This window comes from Billgrantia antri (assembly GCF_017868935.1).
Taxonomy (GTDB): Bacteria; Pseudomonadota; Gammaproteobacteria; order Pseudomonadales; family Halomonadaceae; genus Halomonas; species Halomonas antri.
Map to the genome: position 1 here is coordinate 2,358,183 of NZ_CP053383.1, position 16,483 is coordinate 2,374,665.

At 62.7% G+C, this 16,483-nt stretch carries 15 protein-coding genes; 6 read left to right on the plus strand and 9 right to left on the minus strand.

The genetic code is table 11. The features are described 5' to 3' along the window. Window positions 1-15: 15 nt before the first annotated feature. Window positions 16-2,526 (minus strand): ATP-dependent helicase HrpB, encoded by a 2,511-nt coding sequence (gene hrpB, locus HNO53_RS11000; RefSeq protein WP_209472164.1) that lies wholly within the window; start codon window positions 2,524-2,526, stop codon window positions 16-18. A gap of 63 nt (window positions 2,527-2,589) precedes the next feature. Between hrpB and HNO53_RS11005 the strand changes: the two genes are divergently transcribed. Beyond that, window positions 2,590-3,636: an ArsJ-associated glyceraldehyde-3-phosphate dehydrogenase gene (locus HNO53_RS11005; RefSeq protein WP_209472165.1), complete on the plus strand. Its 1,047-nt coding sequence runs from the start codon at window positions 2,590-2,592 to the stop codon at window positions 3,634-3,636. Then, window positions 3,633-4,841 (plus strand): organoarsenical effux MFS transporter ArsJ, encoded by a 1,209-nt coding sequence (arsJ, locus tag HNO53_RS11010; RefSeq protein WP_209472166.1) that lies wholly within the window; start codon window positions 3,633-3,635, stop codon window positions 4,839-4,841. Before HNO53_RS11005 ends, arsJ begins: the two co-directional genes overlap by 4 nt. Here arsJ and HNO53_RS11015 read toward each other — a convergent pair. Further along, window positions 4,813-5,496 carry a TetR/AcrR family transcriptional regulator gene (locus tag HNO53_RS11015; protein ID WP_209472167.1) on the minus strand — a complete coding sequence of 228 codons (684 nt, stop codon included), beginning with the start codon at window positions 5,494-5,496 and terminating at the stop codon, window positions 4,813-4,815. The two genes, arsJ and HNO53_RS11015, sit on opposite strands and share 29 nt — an antisense overlap. 254 nt (window positions 5,497-5,750) lie before the next feature. On the opposite strand from HNO53_RS11015, the gene xdhA reads away from it, so the two are divergent. The 4 genes from xdhA to guaD all read left to right on the plus strand — a co-directional run bounded on the left by xdhA (window position 5,751) and on the right by guaD (window position 11,967). Next, window positions 5,751-7,214 carry a xanthine dehydrogenase small subunit gene (gene xdhA, locus HNO53_RS11020; protein WP_209472168.1) on the plus strand — a complete coding sequence of 488 codons (1,464 nt, stop codon included), beginning with the start codon at window positions 5,751-5,753 and terminating at the stop codon, window positions 7,212-7,214. Further along, window positions 7,198-9,687: a xanthine dehydrogenase molybdopterin binding subunit gene (xdhB, locus tag HNO53_RS11025; protein WP_420827837.1), complete on the plus strand. Its 2,490-nt coding sequence runs from the start codon at window positions 7,198-7,200 to the stop codon at window positions 9,685-9,687. The genes xdhA and xdhB overlap by 17 nt, the downstream gene beginning before the upstream one ends. After that, window positions 9,687-10,538, plus strand: a complete 852-nt coding sequence (gene xdhC / locus HNO53_RS11030; RefSeq protein WP_209472169.1) for a xanthine dehydrogenase accessory protein XdhC — start codon at window positions 9,687-9,689, stop codon at window positions 10,536-10,538. Before xdhB ends, xdhC begins: the two co-directional genes overlap by 1 nt. A gap of 106 nt (window positions 10,539-10,644) precedes the next feature. After that, the gene (gene guaD / locus HNO53_RS11035) at window positions 10,645-11,967 is read left to right on the plus strand and encodes a guanine deaminase (RefSeq protein ID WP_209472170.1); all 1,323 of its coding nucleotides are present in this window, start codon (window positions 10,645-10,647) and stop codon (window positions 11,965-11,967) included. Window positions 11,968-12,567: 600 nt separating this feature from the next. On the opposite strand, the gene HNO53_RS11040 is transcribed toward guaD, so the two are convergent. From HNO53_RS11040 to HNO53_RS11070, 7 genes are all read right to left on the minus strand, one after another. After that, window positions 12,568-12,858, minus strand: coding sequence for a hypothetical protein (locus HNO53_RS11040; protein WP_209472171.1), 291 nt, complete (start codon window positions 12,856-12,858; stop codon window positions 12,568-12,570). 90 nt (window positions 12,859-12,948) lie between these two features. Beyond that, complete coding sequence (locus HNO53_RS11045) at window positions 12,949-13,344, minus strand: VOC family protein (RefSeq protein WP_209472172.1); 396 nt, start codon at window positions 13,342-13,344, stop codon at window positions 12,949-12,951. 92 nt (window positions 13,345-13,436) lie between these two features. Then, window positions 13,437-14,000, minus strand: a complete 564-nt coding sequence (locus HNO53_RS11050; protein ID WP_209472173.1) for an SMI1/KNR4 family protein — start codon at window positions 13,998-14,000, stop codon at window positions 13,437-13,439. Between the two features lie 106 nt (window positions 14,001-14,106). Continuing rightward, window positions 14,107-14,493 (minus strand): tautomerase family protein, encoded by a 387-nt coding sequence (locus tag HNO53_RS11055; protein ID WP_209472174.1) that lies wholly within the window; start codon window positions 14,491-14,493, stop codon window positions 14,107-14,109. A 95-nt stretch (window positions 14,494-14,588) separates the two neighbouring features. Next, window positions 14,589-15,053, minus strand: a complete 465-nt coding sequence (locus tag HNO53_RS11060; RefSeq protein ID WP_209472175.1) for a GNAT family N-acetyltransferase — start codon at window positions 15,051-15,053, stop codon at window positions 14,589-14,591. Between the two features lie 71 nt (window positions 15,054-15,124). Beyond that, on the minus strand, window positions 15,125-15,937 hold the full coding sequence (locus tag HNO53_RS11065; protein ID WP_209472176.1) for a TIR domain-containing protein: 813 nt from the start codon (window positions 15,935-15,937) through the stop codon (window positions 15,125-15,127). 122 nt (window positions 15,938-16,059) lie between these two features. Beyond that, on the minus strand, window positions 16,060-16,449 hold the full coding sequence (locus tag HNO53_RS11070; protein WP_209472177.1) for a hypothetical protein: 390 nt from the start codon (window positions 16,447-16,449) through the stop codon (window positions 16,060-16,062). Between the last annotated feature and the right edge of the window lie 34 nt (window positions 16,450-16,483).

Here is a 16,483-nt window from a genome sequence, read left to right on the forward strand (position 1 = left end):
GTCTCTCCTTGTTTTTTATTGCGCGCGTGGCTTGGTTCGCGCGGTGGCTACGGCGGTCAACGGGTCCTCGGGCCAGGGGTGCTTGGGATAGCGGCCGCGCATCTCGCGGCGCACCTCGGGGTAGCCATTGGCCCAGAAGCTGGCCAGATCCGCCGTGACCTGCAGCGGACGCCGCGCCGGCGACAGTAGGTGCAGCAGCACTGCCACACGGCCGTCGGCGATTCGCGGCGATTCCCGCCAGCCGAACGCTTCCTGCAACTTGACCGCCAGCACCGGCGCCCGGCCCTCCAGGCACGGCATGTAGTCGAGGCGTATACGCGAACCGCTGGGCACTTCGAGACGCTCCGGGGCCAACGCATCGAGCCGGCTGCGTAGCGACCAGTCGAGGCTGTCGAGCAGGTAGCGCCCCAACGGCAGTCGCGCCAGCGCATCGAGGCTTTTGATACCGTCGAGATGCGGTCCTAGCCAGGTTTCCAGCTCCTCCATCAGCGCCGGCAGCGACCAGTCGGGCCAGTCCTCCCGATCACGACCAGAGCCCAGCTCCCGGCGCAGCAGCGCCACCCGGCCTCGCAGCTGCTCGGCGCTGTCTTCGAAGGGCAGCTCGCCGCGGCGGCGCAGGGCCTCGAGCAGCGCCTCTCGCACCGCCTCCGGCGGCAGCGACGCAAGCGGCCGGCGTTCGAGCACCACCGCACCCAGGCCGCGTACCTGCTCGCCGATCAGGCGCCCCTGCTCCTCCGACCACTCCAGGCTCGCCCGCCACTCACCGGTTTCCGGAAACAGCGCCTCGAGCCGCGCCCGCTCGATGGCCACACCGCGAAAGATTCGCGCACCGCTTGCCTGGCCGTCGAGATCGGCGGCCACCAGCAGCTCGGCATGGGCCAGCGGATGTCGTTCCGGTAGCGTCGCCAGCCCGCCAGACGCCAGGCGGAAGCGTCCCGGCCCAGCGTCGTGATGGAGTCTCTGCGCCACCCGGTCCGGATAGGCCAGCGCCAGCAGCTCCCCCAGCGGCGCCAAAGTCTCGACCTCCAGCTGTACGCCGCCAATTCGGGCCAGGCGCTGAGCCTCCCGCTGCCACTGACGGCGGGCGGCGGGCTGCGCCAGGCAGGCCTGGAGCGTGCGCTCCAGATCCTGCTCGTCGACGAGATCGCGCCCTTCCAACGTTGCCACCAGGGCACAGGCCAGCGGCTCAGCGTCGAGCTCGCCGGCACGCGTCAGCATCGCCGCCAGACGAGGGTGGGTAGGCCAGCGCACGCAGGCCCTCCCCAGCTCGGTGAGCAGGAAGCCCTCGTCCATCAGGCCGAGTCGCTGCAGCAGGCGACGCCCCGCGGCCAGCGCCCCGGCCGGTGGCGGGGTGATCCAGGTCAGCCCGGCCGGCTCGACGATGCCCCAGCGGGCCAGCTCGAAGGCCAGCGGAGCAAGATCGGCCTGCAGCATTTCGGGCTCGCCGTGGGCAGGTAGCGGCTGCTCCTCGGCCCACAGCCGCAGGCACAGACCCGGCCCCTGGCGCCCGGCCCGGCCGCGGCGCTGGTCGGCGCTGGCACGATTGACGCGGCGGGTCTCAAGCCGGCTGAGCCCGCTGCGCGGCTGGAACACCGGCACCCGCTCCTGGCCGGCATCGATCACGATTCGTACGCCATCCACGGTGACACTGGACTCGGCGATGGCGGTAGCGAGCACCACGCGCCGGCGATCGTCGGGTTCGGGCTTCAACGCGCGGCGCTGCTCCTCCAGCGGCAGCCGCCCGTGCAGATCGCGTATCGCCAGTTCGGGCTGGCGTCTCGCCAACTCGCGCGCAAGGCGGCGGATCTCGGCCACGCCGGGCAGGAACACCAGGGCATCGCCTTCGCTCATAGAGAGCGCTTCCACTACCGCCCCGGCCTGCTGGCCTGCTGCGTCGTCGCGGGAACTCAAGCGAGAATTCGAACGAGAGCCGAGCGGACGATAGTGAGTCTGCACCGGAAAGCTGCGCCCCTGGCTCTCGATCAGCGGCGTCTCGCTGCCCAGCACTTCAAGCAGCGCCTCCACATCAAGGGTGGCCGACATCACCAGCAGGCGCAGGTCGTCACGCACCGACTGGGCATCCAGCGCCAGGGCCAGCCCCAGGTCGGCATCCAGGCTGCGCTCGTGAAACTCGTCGAAGACGATACCGCTCACCCCTTCGAGCAGCGGGTCGTCCTGTAGCATCCGCGTGAGCACCCCCTGAGTCACCACCTCAAGCCGCGTGTCGGGCCCTACCCGGCTCTCGCCGCGCATGCGGTAGCCCACGGTCTGCCCTACCGGTTCGCCCAGGCTCTCCGCCATGAAGCCGGCAGCGAGGCGAGCGGCCACCCGCCGCGGTTCCAGCAGCAGCAGGCGGCCTTCACCATGCTCGCCCCGGCACCAGGCCTCGTTCAGCAATGCCAGCGGCACCCGAGTGGTCTTGCCCGCCCCGGGTTCTGCGACAAGCAGTGCGCGGTTATGGTCGACCAGCGCCTGTCGAATCGCCGGAAGCTGGGCGTCGATGGGCAGTTCGTCGCTTGGCGTCATCGAATTGTCATCTCGCTTCATATACGATTTGCCATATATTTCTGCCAAGTCACAGGACACCACATGACTCTACGCATCGGCATCAACGGCTTCGGCCGCATCGGCCGCCTGGCGCTGCGCGCCGGCTGGACGAACCCGGATCTCGAGTTCGTGCGCATCAACGATCCGGGCGGCGATGCCGCCACCTTCGCCCACCTGCTGCAATTCGACTCGGTGCATGGCCAGTGGAGCGGCGGCGGCGATGATATCACGTCGACCGAGGGAGCCATCGAAGTGGCCGGCAAGCGCATTGTCTTCAGCGCCAACCGCGAAATCGCCGAGACCGACTGGTCCGACTGCGACGTGGTGATCGAGTGCTCGGGCAAGATGAAGACGAGCGCCAAGCTCCAGGGTTACCTGGACCAGGGCGTGAAGCGCGTGGTGGTCAGCGCGCCGGTGAAGGAGGAAGGCGTACTCAACGTGGTGATGGGGGTCAACGACCACCGCTTCGACCCGGCCAGCCACCGTATCGTCACCGCGGCGAGCTGCACCACCAACTGCCTGGCGCCGGTGGTCAAGGTGATTCATGAAAAGCTCGGCATCCGCCACGGCTCGATGACCACCATTCACGACATCACCAACACCCAGGTGATCCTGGATGCCCCCAGCTCTCCACAAAAGCCTGACCTACGCCGCTCCCGGGCATGCGGCATGAGCCTGATCCCGACCACCACCGGCTCGGCCAAGGCCATCACCGCGATCTTCCCTGAACTCGAGGGCAAGCTGAACGGCCACGCCGTGCGCGTGCCGCTGGCCAACGCCTCACTCACCGACATGGTGTTCGAGGTGCAGCGCGAGACCACGGTCGAGGAGGTCAATGCGCTGCTCAAGAGGGCCGCCGAGGGCGAGCTTGCCGGCATTCTGGGCTATGAACAGCGCCCGCTGGTCTCCATCGACTATCGCTCCGATCCGCGCAGCTCCATCGTCGATGCCCTCTCCACCATGGTGGTGGCCGGTACCCAGGTGAAGCTCTATGCCTGGTATGACAACGAATACGGCTACGCCTGCCGCACCGCGGAGCTGGCCGCCAAGGTAGGGAAAGCCACCGGGGTCGAGAGCGCCACGGAATGATTGCCCGCGTTGCCGCTCTGCCCCGAGAGGTGCGCCAGTATCTGCTGGTCACCGGCAACTACTGGGGCTTCACGCTCACCGACGGCGCCCTGCGCATGCTGGTGGTGCTCTACTTTCACCAGCTCGGCTATTCGGCGCTGGAAGTGGCGCTGCTGTTCCTGTTCTACGAGTTCTTCGGCGTGGTGACCAACCTGGTGGGCGGCTGGCTGGGCGCGCGGCTGGGGCTCAACCGCACCATGAACCTGGGGCTGGGCTTGCAGATCGTCGCCCTGGCCATGCTGCTCCTTCCCACGACCTGGCTCACGGTGCCCTGGGTGATGGCGGCCCAGGCGCTCTCGGGCATCGCCAAGGACCTCAACAAGATGAGCGCCAAGAGCGCGATCAAGAGCCTGGTGCCGGCGGGCGATGAGGGCCACACCTCGCTCTACCGCTGGGTGGCGCTGCTCACCGGCTCGAAGAACGCGCTCAAGGGGGTGGGCTTCTTTCTCGGCGGACTATTGCTCACGCTGATCGGCTTCCAGGGGGCGATTATGGCCATGGCGCTGATGCTCGTCGGCGTGCTCGGCCTCTCGCTTGCCCGCCTCGACGCCGACCTGGGCCGCGCCAAGGCCAAGCCGAAGTTCCGCGAGATTCTCTCCAAGAGCCGCGCGATCAACATCCTCTCGGCGGCGCGCATGTTCCTGTTCGGCGCCCGCGACGTGTGGTTCGTGGTGGCGTTGCCGGTGTTCCTCGCCACCCACTTCGGCTGGGACCATTGGCGAGTGGGCGGCTTCCTGGCGCTGTGGGTGATCGGCTACGGGGCGGTGCAGGCGGTGGCGCCACGCATCACCGGGCGCACCGCGGGCCGCGGCGCCGCCATCGCCTGGGCCGTGGCGCTGGCGGCCCTGCCGGCATTGATCGCGCTTGGTCTCCAGTGGGAATGGCAGCCACAAGCGGTGTTGCTGGGCGGGTTGTTGCTGTTCGGCGCGGTGTTCGCGGTGAACTCCAGCCTGCACAGCTTTCTGATCGTGCGCATGGCGCGCTCGGACGGGGTCTCGCTGGACGTGGGCTTCTACTACATGGCCAACGCCATGGGCCGGCTGGTTGGCACCCTGCTCTCCGGCTGGCTCTACATGACCGGCGGCCTCAGCGTCACGCTGTGGGTGTCGAGCGCCATGCTCATGGCGACGGTGGCGATCAGCCTGGCATTGCCGAGGCAGGCTTAACCCCGCACCCCTTGAGGATCACCCGGGTCAGGAACTGGGTGATGCGCTCGACGTCGTCATCGCTGATTTCGTCCTTGCCGGTGATGCCCAGCACCTGGGTCTCGAAGTCGGCGTAGTGCTGGGTCGCCGACCAGATCAGGAAGATCAGCCACACCGGATCGACCGGATCCATCAGGCCGCGCTCCTCCCACTGCTCGAAAACCCTGGCGCGTGTCTGAACCCACTCGCGCAGCTCGCCGCGCAGATAGTCCTGCAGAAAAGGCGCCCCACCGAGGATCTCGGCGGCGAACAGCCGCGAGCCCTCCGGATGGCGACGCGAGAGCTGCATCTTGCTGCGGATGAACGCCTCGAGCACCTCGGCGGGGTTGTCCTCCACGCTGATGTCGTCGAGCAGTGCGTTCCAGCGCGCCATCATGCGCTCCAGCAGGCGCACGTAGAGGCCGCGCTTGTTGCCCATGTAGTAGAGCACGTTGGACTTGGGCAGGCCCGCCGCCTCGGCGATGGCCTGCACGCTGGCGCCGCGATAGCCGTACTGGGCGAAGACCCGCTCGGCAGCCTCGAGGATCTCGCGCTCGTTGCGCTCGCGGGTGGCGCCATTGCTCTCGCCGCCCTGCCGCGCGGGCTGCAAGGTCTCGGATTCGGTCACGTCTGTCATCGACAGGCCCCTGCCCTGTGTAATGGGGAAAGCCATGAGAGTGCCCCAGCGCAGCGGTTCCTGCAAATGGACCATCGTGGGGGCCGGATCGCCGCGGCCGGCAGGCTGCCATATTGTCCCTTGCAAAGTGCGACAATCTGGCCCATGCTGAAGTCATCCTGACCATTTGGTCAACTCGTAGCGATACGGCCTAACACCGACATTCGCTGCGTGGCGACGGGTCAGCTATCACAACGTCAACAAGAGACAAGGCGATGATCGACTTCATGCTCAACGGGCAGCCGTGCCGGAGCGAGGCCTCACCCGAGACCAGCGTGCTCGAGCTGCTGCGCGAGACGCTTGGCGTCACGGGAACCAAGGAGGGCTGCGCCTCGGGCGACTGCGGTGCGTGCACGGTCGCCATTGGCGAGCCCGGCCCCGACGGCGAGTTGCGCTACCACAGCGCCAACGCCTGCATCACCCCCGCCCACCAGCTCAATGGCCGCTATCTGGTCACCGTGGATGGCCTCGCCCAGGGCGACGCTCTGCATCCCGCCCAGGCGGCCATGGTGGCTTGCCATGGCAGCCAGTGCGGCTTCTGTACCCCGGGCATCGTCATGTCATTGTTTACCCTGCACGAGCAGCAACGCCAGGCACCGGCCCCGCTGACACCCCAGCGCCTGGAGGCCGCACTGGGCGGCAACCTGTGCCGCTGCACCGGTTATCGTCCGATCCGCGATGCCGCCATGAGCATGGAGTCTCATCCCGAGCATCGTCCGCTGTGGCTCGATGCTGCCGCACCTCGCGAAAGCGAGTCAGACAAGCCCCGCCTCGATCTCGACGCGGCCTTCCTGCAACCGACGACCCTCGCCGAGCTGAACGAGTGTCTCGCGCAGCACCCCAAGGCCCGCCTGGTGGCCGGTGGAACCGATCTCTGGCTGGAGTCGACCCAGCGCCTGGCGCGCTTCGAGCGCGTGATCGACGTGACCCGGGTCGCCGAGCTCAACGACATCGACGAGACCACGCTCGAAGACGGCCGTAGCGGCTGGTGGGTTGGCGCTGCCGTCAGCTATTCGCGTCTCGAGCCGCTGCTGGAAACGCACTACGACGCCTTCGCCCACCTGTTGCATCGCCTCGGCTCCCAGCAGGTACGCAACCGCGGCACCCTGGGCGGCAACGTCGCCAACGCCTCGCCCATCGGCGACACCCCGCCGGTGCTGCTGGCATTGGGTTCGCGCCTGCGCCTGGTCGGCCCCGAGGGCGAGCGTGAGCTGCCGCTGGACGAGTTCTTCCTCGACTACAAGCGCACCGCGCTGCGCGAGGGCGAAGCCATCCGCGCCATCTTCCTGCCGCGTCCTGCCGAGGGGCAAACTCTCAAGGTGTGGAAGCTGTCCAAGCGACGTGAGGATGACATTTCCGCCGTGCTGGGTGCTTTTGCCTGGCGGTTGGATAACGGTGTGATGCGCGACGTGCGCCTCGCCTTCGGCGGCATGGCGGCGATCCCCAAGCGCGCGGCGCATGCCGAAGCCGCGCTGGAGGGCCAGGCCCCTGATGCGGTCGCTTTCCGCGCCGCCCGCGAGGCCTTGGCCGAGGACTTCCAGCCCATGTCCGACGTGCGCGGCAGCGCCGAATACCGCCGGCTTTCCGCCGCCAACCTGCTCGAGCGCCTGCGCCTTGTGATCGCGCAGGCCGAGACCGACAGCCCCCGGGAGGTGATGCTCCATGCGTACGCTCACTAAGCTTTCTCTTTCCAAGGCGCCCGAAGCCGCGCCAGCGAGCATAGATGCCGACGACATGAGCACGGACTCCGCCGTGGCGCGCGAGGAACTCAGGGGTGAGATCAAGGGCTCCAGCCCGCTGGCCCGCGATACCGTCACGCCAGGCACGCATCCGCACTCCCGCGCACACGAGAGCGCGGTCAAGCACGTTACCGGCCGCGCCGCCTACATCGACGACCTCAAGGCGCCGGCCGACACCCTGCATGTGGCGCTGGGCCTCTCCCCCGTCGCCCACGGCCGCCTGACGCGGCTCGACCTGGACAAGGTGCGCAGCATGCCGGGCGTGGTCGATGTCATCGGTTTCCATGACGTACCGGGCCATACCGACATCGGCCCCGTGTTCCCCGGCGACCCCATCTTCGTCGAGGAAGAGATCAGCTACGTCGGCCAGGTAATGTTCGCCGTAGCCGGCGAGAGTTATCGCGCCGCCCGCGAGGCGGTCAAGGCTGCAGTGGTCGAGATCGACGAGCAGCCAGCCTGCCTTGACCCGGTGGCCGCCGCCGAGCGCGGCGAATTCGTGCGCCCCACCCACGTGCAGCAGAGCGGCGACTGGGAGCAGGCACTGGCCAAGGCCGCCCACGTGGTCGAGGCCGAGCAGTTCGTCGGGGGCCAGGAGCACTTCTACCTGGAAGGCCAGGCGTGCCTGGTGCAGCCCACCGAAGACGAAGGCGTCATCGTCCACACCTCCAACCAGCACCCCAGCGAAACCCAGAAGCTGGTCGCCGAAGTGCTGGGCATCCCCTTCCATGCCGTGACCGTGGAAGTGCGGCGCATGGGCGGCGGCTTCGGCGGCAAGGAAACCCAGGCCTCGCCCTGGGCCTGCATCGCCGCGCTGATCGCCCGGCGCACCGGTCGCAGCGCCCGCGTGCGCCTGCCGCGCGCCGATGACATGCGCGTCACCGGCAAGCGCCACCCGTTCCACAACCGCTATCGCCTCGGCGTGGATGAGCAGGGCGTGATCCAGGGCGGCGAGATCACCGTGATCGGCGACTGCGGCTACTCCCCCGACCTGTCGGACGCCATCGTCGACCGCGCCATGTTCCACAGCGACAACGCCTACTCGCTGGGCGAAGCCCGCGTGACGGGCCATCGCGCGCGCACCCACACCGCCTCGAATACCGCCTTCCGCGGCTTCGGCGGCCCCCAGGGCATGATGGTGATCGAGGCGGCGATGGACGACATCGCCCGGCGCATCGGTGAGGATCCGCTCACAGTACGCAAGCGCAACTTCTATCGCCCCGGTCGCCAGATGACCCATTACGGCCAGCAGGTGGACCAGATCGGCCTGCTCAAGGAGCTGGTCGAGCAGCTCGAGACCAGCAGCGAGTACTGGGCACGGCGCCGCGCCATCACCGAGTTCAACGCCGAAAGCCCGATCGTCAAGCGCGGCCTGGCGCTGACGCCAGTGAAGTTCGGCATCTCCTTCACCGCCAAGCATCTCAACCAGGCTGGCGCGCTGCTGCACGTCTATACCGACGGCAGCGTGATGATCAACCATGGCGGCACCGAGATGGGCCAGGGCCTGCACACCAAGATCTGCCAGGTGGTGGCCCGCGAGCTGGGGCTCGATACCGACGAGGTGCGCATCACCGCCACGCGTACCGACAAGGTACCCAACACCTCGCCCACCGCGGCCTCGAGCGGCGCCGACCTCAACGGCCAGGCCGCCCGCGACGCCTGCGTGAGGCTCAAGCAGCGCCTGTTCGACTTCGCCCACGAGCACCTCTACAAGGATCAGGGGCTCGATCGCGAGGACATGCGCCTGGAGGCCGGCCATCTGGTCGCCGGCTACGGCGAGAGCGAGCGCCGCATCCCCTGGGGCGAGCTGGTACAGTCCGCCTACCTGAACCGCATCTCGCTCTCGGAGAAGGGCTTCTACGCCACGCCGCTGATCCACTACGACCGCAACGTCGGCCAGGGTCGCCCCTTCTACTACTACGCCTTCGGCGCCGCCGTGGCGGAAGTCAGCGTCGACACCCTGACCGGCGAGTATCAGGTCGATCGGGTCGACATCCTGCACGACGTGGGCGATTCGCTGAACCCGGCCATCGACCTCGGCCAGGTGGAAGGCGGTTTCATCCAGGGCATGGGCTGGATGACCAGCGAAGAACTCAAGTGGAACGAGGCGGGACGGCTCATCTCCGACGGCCCCGCCACCTACAAGATCCCGACCTACGGCGATCTGCCTCCGGTGTTCAACGTCAAGCTGATGGAGGGCCACCCCAACTCCATGGCCAGCATCTACCGCTCCAAGGCGGTGGGCGAACCGCCCTTCATGCTCGGCATGGCGGTGTGGTCGGCGCTGCGCGACGCCCTGGCGAGCCTGACCGACTACGCCGAGGCCCCGCGACTCGACACCCCGGCCACGCCGGAGCGGGTGTTGATGGCCGCCGAGGCCCTGCGCAGCCGCTATGATGCCGCGGGAGCGGTGTGATGAACGCGCCGCGCCCGCAGGCCTGGCACGAGGCGCTGCACCGGCTGCAGAGCGAGGGGCTGCCCCACGCGCTGGCCACCGTGGTGACCAGCGCGGGCTCCACTCCACGCGAGCCCGGCGCGCGCATGGTGATCACCGAGGATGCCGTCTGCGATACCCTCGGCGGCGGTACCTTCGAATTCCAGGTGATCGATGCGGCCCGGGAAAAGCTTGCGCGCGGCGAGAGCGGCATGAGCCTCGAGGCCTTCGCCCTGGGCGGGCGCAGCGGCCAGTGCTGCGGCGGCTTCGTCAACGTGCTGCTGGAGGTGTTCCCCGGCAGCGCGGCGACGCTGGCCATCTTCGGCGCCGGCCATGTCGGCAACGAACTGGTACGCCTGGCCGCCCCACTGCCCTGGCGGGTGCTGTGGCACGATAGCCGCGACGGCGCCTTTCCCGCCTGGACCGAGGACCAGCCACGCCTGGCCTGCCGCCACGCCCCTGATCCGCAGGCCGCGGTGGCGGCCCTGCCTGCCGGCAGCCACGCACTGGTGCTGACCCACGACCACGCCGAGGACCGCCAGCTCGTCGACGCCCTGCTCAAACGCGGCGACATGGCCTCGATCGGTCTGATCGGCTCTAAAAGCAAGTGGGCCAGCTTCCGTTCGCGGCTCACCGATGCCGGCCACGACGCGGCGGCACTGGCTACGGTGCGCTGCCCCATCGGCACGGCTTGCGGCGGCACCGGTGGCGACAAGACACCCTATGCCATCGCGCTGGCCGCCATGGCCGAGCTGCTGCCACTGGTGGGCACTGCCGAGCGTGCCGACCAGCGCGGGTTAGATCCGGCCGAGCTGCGCAACATGTTTGGCTAACCAAATACCGAAGGCGAGCCCCACTGATTCGCCTGAGGAGCGCCGATGGCAGGCTTGCCGCCGGAACAGCTCCGACAACCGCTGACACGAAAGAGCTCCTGACATCATGACGAACAACGAATCGCGCTTGATACGCGCCGAACTGCTGAGCTTCGATGCCGACCCCGGCGAGGGCGACAAACCCGCCGAGGGCAGCGTGCGTCACTATGCCGACGGCGTGCTGTGGCTGGAGAACGGCCGCATCAAGGCCATCGACGACTACGCGGCGCTGGCGCCACGCCTGCCCGAAGGCATCGAGGTGGTCGATCATCGCGGCAAGCTGGTGATGCCCGGCTTCATCGACAGCCACGTGCACTACGTGCAGCTGGAGATCATGGCCTCCTACGGTCGCCAGTTGCTCGACTGGCTGAACGAGTACACCTTCCCCGAGGAGTGCAGCTTCGCCCAGCGCGAGCGTGCCGACATCATCTCGAACGCCTTCCTCGACGAGATCCTACGGGTCGGCACCACCACCGCCCAGGTGTTCTGCTCGAGCCACCCCACCTCGGTAGAGGCTTTCTTCGGCGCCTGCCGCGAGCGCGACCTGCGCATGCTGGCCGGCAAGGTGCTGATGGATCGCAACGCCCCCGAGGCGCTTTGCGACGATACCCACGGCGGCATTCGCGACACCGAACGCCTGATCGGCGATTGGCACGGTACCGCGCGCCTCGGCTATAGCCTGACCCCGCGCTTCGCCCCGACCTCCACCCGCGAGCAGCTCGACGCCACCGGCGGCCTGCTGCGCAACGACCCGAGCCTGTGGCTGCAGACCCACCTCTCCGAGAACCCCGGCGAACTCGACTGGGTGGCCGAGCTGTTCCCCGAGAGCCGTGACTATCTCGAGGTCTACGAGCAGTCCGGGCTGGTCGGCCCGCGCAGCACCTTCGCCCACGGCATCCACCTCGACCAGGAGATGCGTACTCGTCTGGCCGAGCGCGGGGCCAACATCGCCTTCTGCCCCAGCTCCAACATGTTCCTCGGCAGTGGCCTGTTCGACCGCCTGGCGGCACGCGAGGTCGGCCTCAACATCACCTACGCCAGCGACATCGGCGGCGGCACCGATCTCTCCGGCCTCGCCACCCTCAAGGCCGGCTACCAGGTCGGCCAGCTGCGCGGCCAACCGCTGACCGCCTGGCAGGGCCTCTACGGCCTCACCCTGGGCAATGCCAAGGCGCTCTCGCTCGACGACAAGATCGGCCGCCTCGCCCCCGGCCTGGAAGCCGACTTCGTCGTCATCGACCCCGACGGCTCACCGCTGTTGGCACGTCGCCACGCCCGCTGCAAAACCCTCGGCGAGCGGCTGTTCGCCCTGATGATGCTGGGTGACGACCGCAGCATACTGGAGACCTGGGCCGGCGGACGCTGCCAGCACCAGCGCGACCAAGCCTGAAACGAAAATGGCGAGTGGCTCTCAGAATTCATGAGAACCACTCGCCATGGGTAAAATACTCATTCTTCTGCGCACCCTTCCAAAACGGCTCTGCTGTCGAATCGAGCGACCAGCGAATCAACAGCAGAAGCGGTTAACGCGTCGGATTAGCCGCGGGGCAAGGCATCACGTTTTCTATCAGTCCGTTTACGAAAGGGCTTCACCGAGATCAGCTCGAGCCGTCGTCTGTTTGGCAGCCCGTTTTCGTACAGGGTCGGGACGTGGCTGGCGATCCTGGGATGGACGAGATGCTGATATTCATCAACTAGTTCCAGCCGTTCCAGTTCGGACGCGAGCTTGCAGCTGTCGAGGAGCACGACGGGCCGCTCGCCATCCGGTTCCAAGCCACAAGCCGCCCAAGTCGCGTGCCACTTACTCTGTGTCGCCTGACGCCAAGTTTTTGAGCGGCTGAAGCGAAGCGTAAGCCGTCCCAGAGGCGATAGCGGCGACAACAGCGCCTTGTAATATGAACGCGCCACCATCTACAACCCTAGCCTTGCCCTCTCTATTGCGGACTTGACCGCCGATAAAGCCTGAGGGCTATTCTACTGCATCGACTGGTCAAACGCCGGACGCCCCTATTACAGCGACGCCCAAGTATAATCCTAAAAAACCCGACAGCCTTGCCCACCAAAGCACTAACCTTTTAAAAGCCAAGTTTACGAGAAACAAAATAGAACTTATCATCCCTACAATTATGAAAATACTCACCCAAAAAGCTAAAAGTTCGCCACCGTAAAACAGCTCCTGGTAGCCATCTGAAAAAAAAGACCAGAAATTTATATTAATAAGCTGAGCGATAACTCCACCCAACCCTAAGAATAAGCCTGTCACTTCAATCTTTTGCCACATGGCTATCTGCTTTTCATGCCAACATAAGCAGCGCCCGACCAAGGCGTCCGGTGGACGGCCGCCAAGCCGGGAACGAACTTAATTGACTTATTAAGCATTGATCTGGTGGAAGAAGCCAGCTTCATCTCTGACACCTACTCGGTTGCCATCGGGGTCGCTGATGTTGATAGTCCGGCCCCAGGAGCTTTCCTGGATTTCAGCTTGGATACCCCATGCCCGTATTTCCGCCAGGGCCTCCTCCAAATCCTCAACATTGAAGCGCAGTTTGAAGCTAGCCTCTGTCGGTGTCTTAACGCCATTCTTCGCCTTGCCTCCTTGCTCGACCATCAAATAGCCATTCCCGTACTCGAGACAGGTGAGCTTGAAGTCACCCTCCTTTTTCTCGAATAGCTGACGCAGTCCAAAGAGGTCTCGATAGAACGCCACGCACTCCTCGAAGTTTTCCGTATTCAGAATTATTCCGTAGCGGGCTATGTTTGCGTGCATGAGCCTTCCTTGTGCTTAACGTTTGACATGAGGGGTGACCGACCGGAGTAGCCGGTTGAACATCCCCTCGATGGAATGTTTAAGTGATCGCGCTACTTAAGCGTAACGTTCCCATCGGCGTCATAGACGCTTTCATATGGCAAAAGAGCCAGGACGAAATCTTGAAAATTGCGGGCCACAGGCAACCAGGTGTACTCTCTCGTTTCTATGGCGATTACGGTCGGTTCTGCAGTTGTGTTTCTATAGTCCAACGCGATCCATGTATGACCATCTCCCTCAAGAAGCAGAAGCTCTTTGGGTAGACCCCATTCGACAGTTAGGCTTGAGCTATCAAAGATGGATTGAAAGGTGTCGGGGTCCAGCCCCGCAATTCTTTCGATTTCATAGAACCCTTCGCCGAAATAGTACTTCGCTGTCTCTGCATCGGCTGGCGGGAGCCTAACCACCCACGGCCCACTCAGACCCGCAAAGTCAGAAAAGCCGTCTGGCAGCTTGAGACCATGCTGATACTCGAATTCCGCGATTCTCTCTTCTGGCGTGTATGTTCTGTAGTTCTCGACTTCATGGACGTACCCACAGCTGGCGCAAACGTAGTACGCGGTACCGTCGATGATGTCCGGCTTAGGAAAGTCAACAGAGCTCTCTTTGCACTTCACTTACGCCACCTCCCACTTTCGGAGCACCTAACGCGAAGCTAAGCGGCGTCCCGTCAGGGACGTCCAGTGGACGGCCGTAAGACCGGGAACGTACTTGAGCGATTTGTTACACCTTGACTGAGTACTTAAGGTCACGCGCCTCGTCTCCGGTCATGCCCCGAAATCCCCAACAATGTGCGGGTTGCTCCTTAATTGTTACCTCAACATCCACAGGTGAGATACCAACCGCAGACTCAATCTTGTTGAAGAGCTCCTTGATTAGAGCTTTTTGGGTCTCGGGGGCACGGCCCTGCATCATATTGATCTCAATGACAGTGTAGGCTGGCGTTCTGCCACCTGGGTAATAAAAATTCTTTGCATCCAACGGGATAAAACGATGGGCCCGCTTGTCTTCCGGCATACCCAGTACAGACTGCATACATCCGTGAATGACCTCAGAGAGCTGAGCCTTGATCGGATTAAGTTGTTCTTTGATTCCATAGATAACTATCACGAAGCCTCCTGCAATGTGTGTAACGCCCGCAGCACGCGCGGCCTTATAGTGGAGGCGCAGCTGCAACGAAAAGGCCGTCGCTGTGCCTGCGCTTGTTAGGCTTCACGGTCCTTTACCATAATTTCTGTCTGAGCCCCATTCCAATCCGCTAGTTCTAAACTACGCCACCCTAGTTTTCGATAGAGCCCTTGCTGATCAGGAGTGTGCAGATATAAGCTCTCAACTCCCCATTCCCACGCCTTTCTTTCTGCCACTTCGCAAAGTTTAGCTGCGATTCCACGACCTCTGTAATCTGGCATGACAAAGATACCTGCAAGCCAAGGGGTTAAGTCTTCGCGCCCTTCCAGATCACAAAGTCTCAAGGCGCTCGTACCCAACAGAACGCCATTTTCATGCGCTACCCATGCGAGTGGTAACTGATCACGATTCTGATGGGAAATTAGCTTCTCGTGTCGTCTCTCATAGCTTTCTCCAGGGATAATGCTGCTCCAGTGCTCCGCCATTTCACGAGCCAGCAACGGAATAAAATCCGGCACATCCTCAAGATAATCAATTCTCATAATTGAGTCCTTTCCTTACGCCTAACGCCGCGTTCACCGGCTTGTGCGGTGCAACGCCTTGTTAACTCATTTTACATCAGCTTGTTGAAATCGATTTCGTAACCAGCAGCTTTCATCTCTTTGGCTATATCAAGCTTCCAGTCTTTGTCATTGATGTATACGATCCCACTAATGTCGTTAGGCAGTTCTATCGCTCCCTCAACTAGAGGTGTAACGTTTTCTCGACCTAGTTTTCCTATAAGGAAACCGTGCTCAAATACGACGTTTTGACGAGCTCGATACTTTAGCTCTCCTTTTTCGGCTTCCTCTTTAATATTACCCATATCGTCAGGTGTATATAAGACTATCCCGAAACCCACATCGTTAGCGTAAGATTCAATTTTCTCAATAATAGTCATACTGCGACTTGCTTGCTCGTGAAGAATTATTGCTTCGAAACCAAGCTTTTCTATAAAGCGAGCTGTTCGTTCTTTTGCATTACCATCATGACCATGAACAATGAATACTTTGTTTTTTTGCTTTTCATTCTGGCTCAAAACCACCTTTGTCTTTTCTTCAGCTTCGCGGAAATCATACTCATCGTTCTCCACATCAATCATCAAAGAATCAATGTACGCGAGCATGGCTTCACCATCTTGTCGCCAAAATCTCTGTGCATCACTTTCATCACGACGTATCGAAATTGCATAATGCGTGAGCTTTTCGTTAAGCACGGATGTTTCGCCAGGAAGGTTATCATCTAAAAATTGAGAAAGTTTACGCCTCCACGCATTAAATCTTTCTTGTCCGAATTCTCTTCCCCGAGAGTTAAATGCTTGTAGAACTTCTCCGGTCAACCTTTCCTTAAAGAGATTAAGGTCTTCAATAACTTTCTGCTTATCCATCTTACTTCTCTTGAGAGTTAACGCCGTTGTAAATTGCAGTTGTGGAGGAGCCCGTTTGTGCTATTAAGCACAAAAAGGAGCGACGGAAAAACTGTCAATTTGACAACTTTGTTAGATGACATTTACGCGATACCAATTATTGAAACAACCAAAGCCAATAAAGCTATAGCTAATGACCTGTAAAAATTTATATCGTTGTAGATTTGCGCAGCTTTAGCTTTGGCCTCTCTTATTGCATCTCTGGTCGAAGAGCGCAGCGAAAACAATATTGATAACTGTGCTGCACGCATTACGGCGCCATTAAATGCTCCTGGTATTTGTATGTTTTCATCAAAAGCATCTTCGACTTCCATCATGCTTTGAGATAGGCCTATCAATTCATCGTCTATTTCTTTTAGTTTTGACTTTCTAAATATCACAGACAATACAGAAATTTCATCAAGCTTAAGGTTAGCCCCTATAGCTTTAAATCTTATTTCTCCCAACGCGTTTTTCAATTCATTGTCATTCATGGTTTCATCTAACGCCTTGAATAAGCCGCCAATT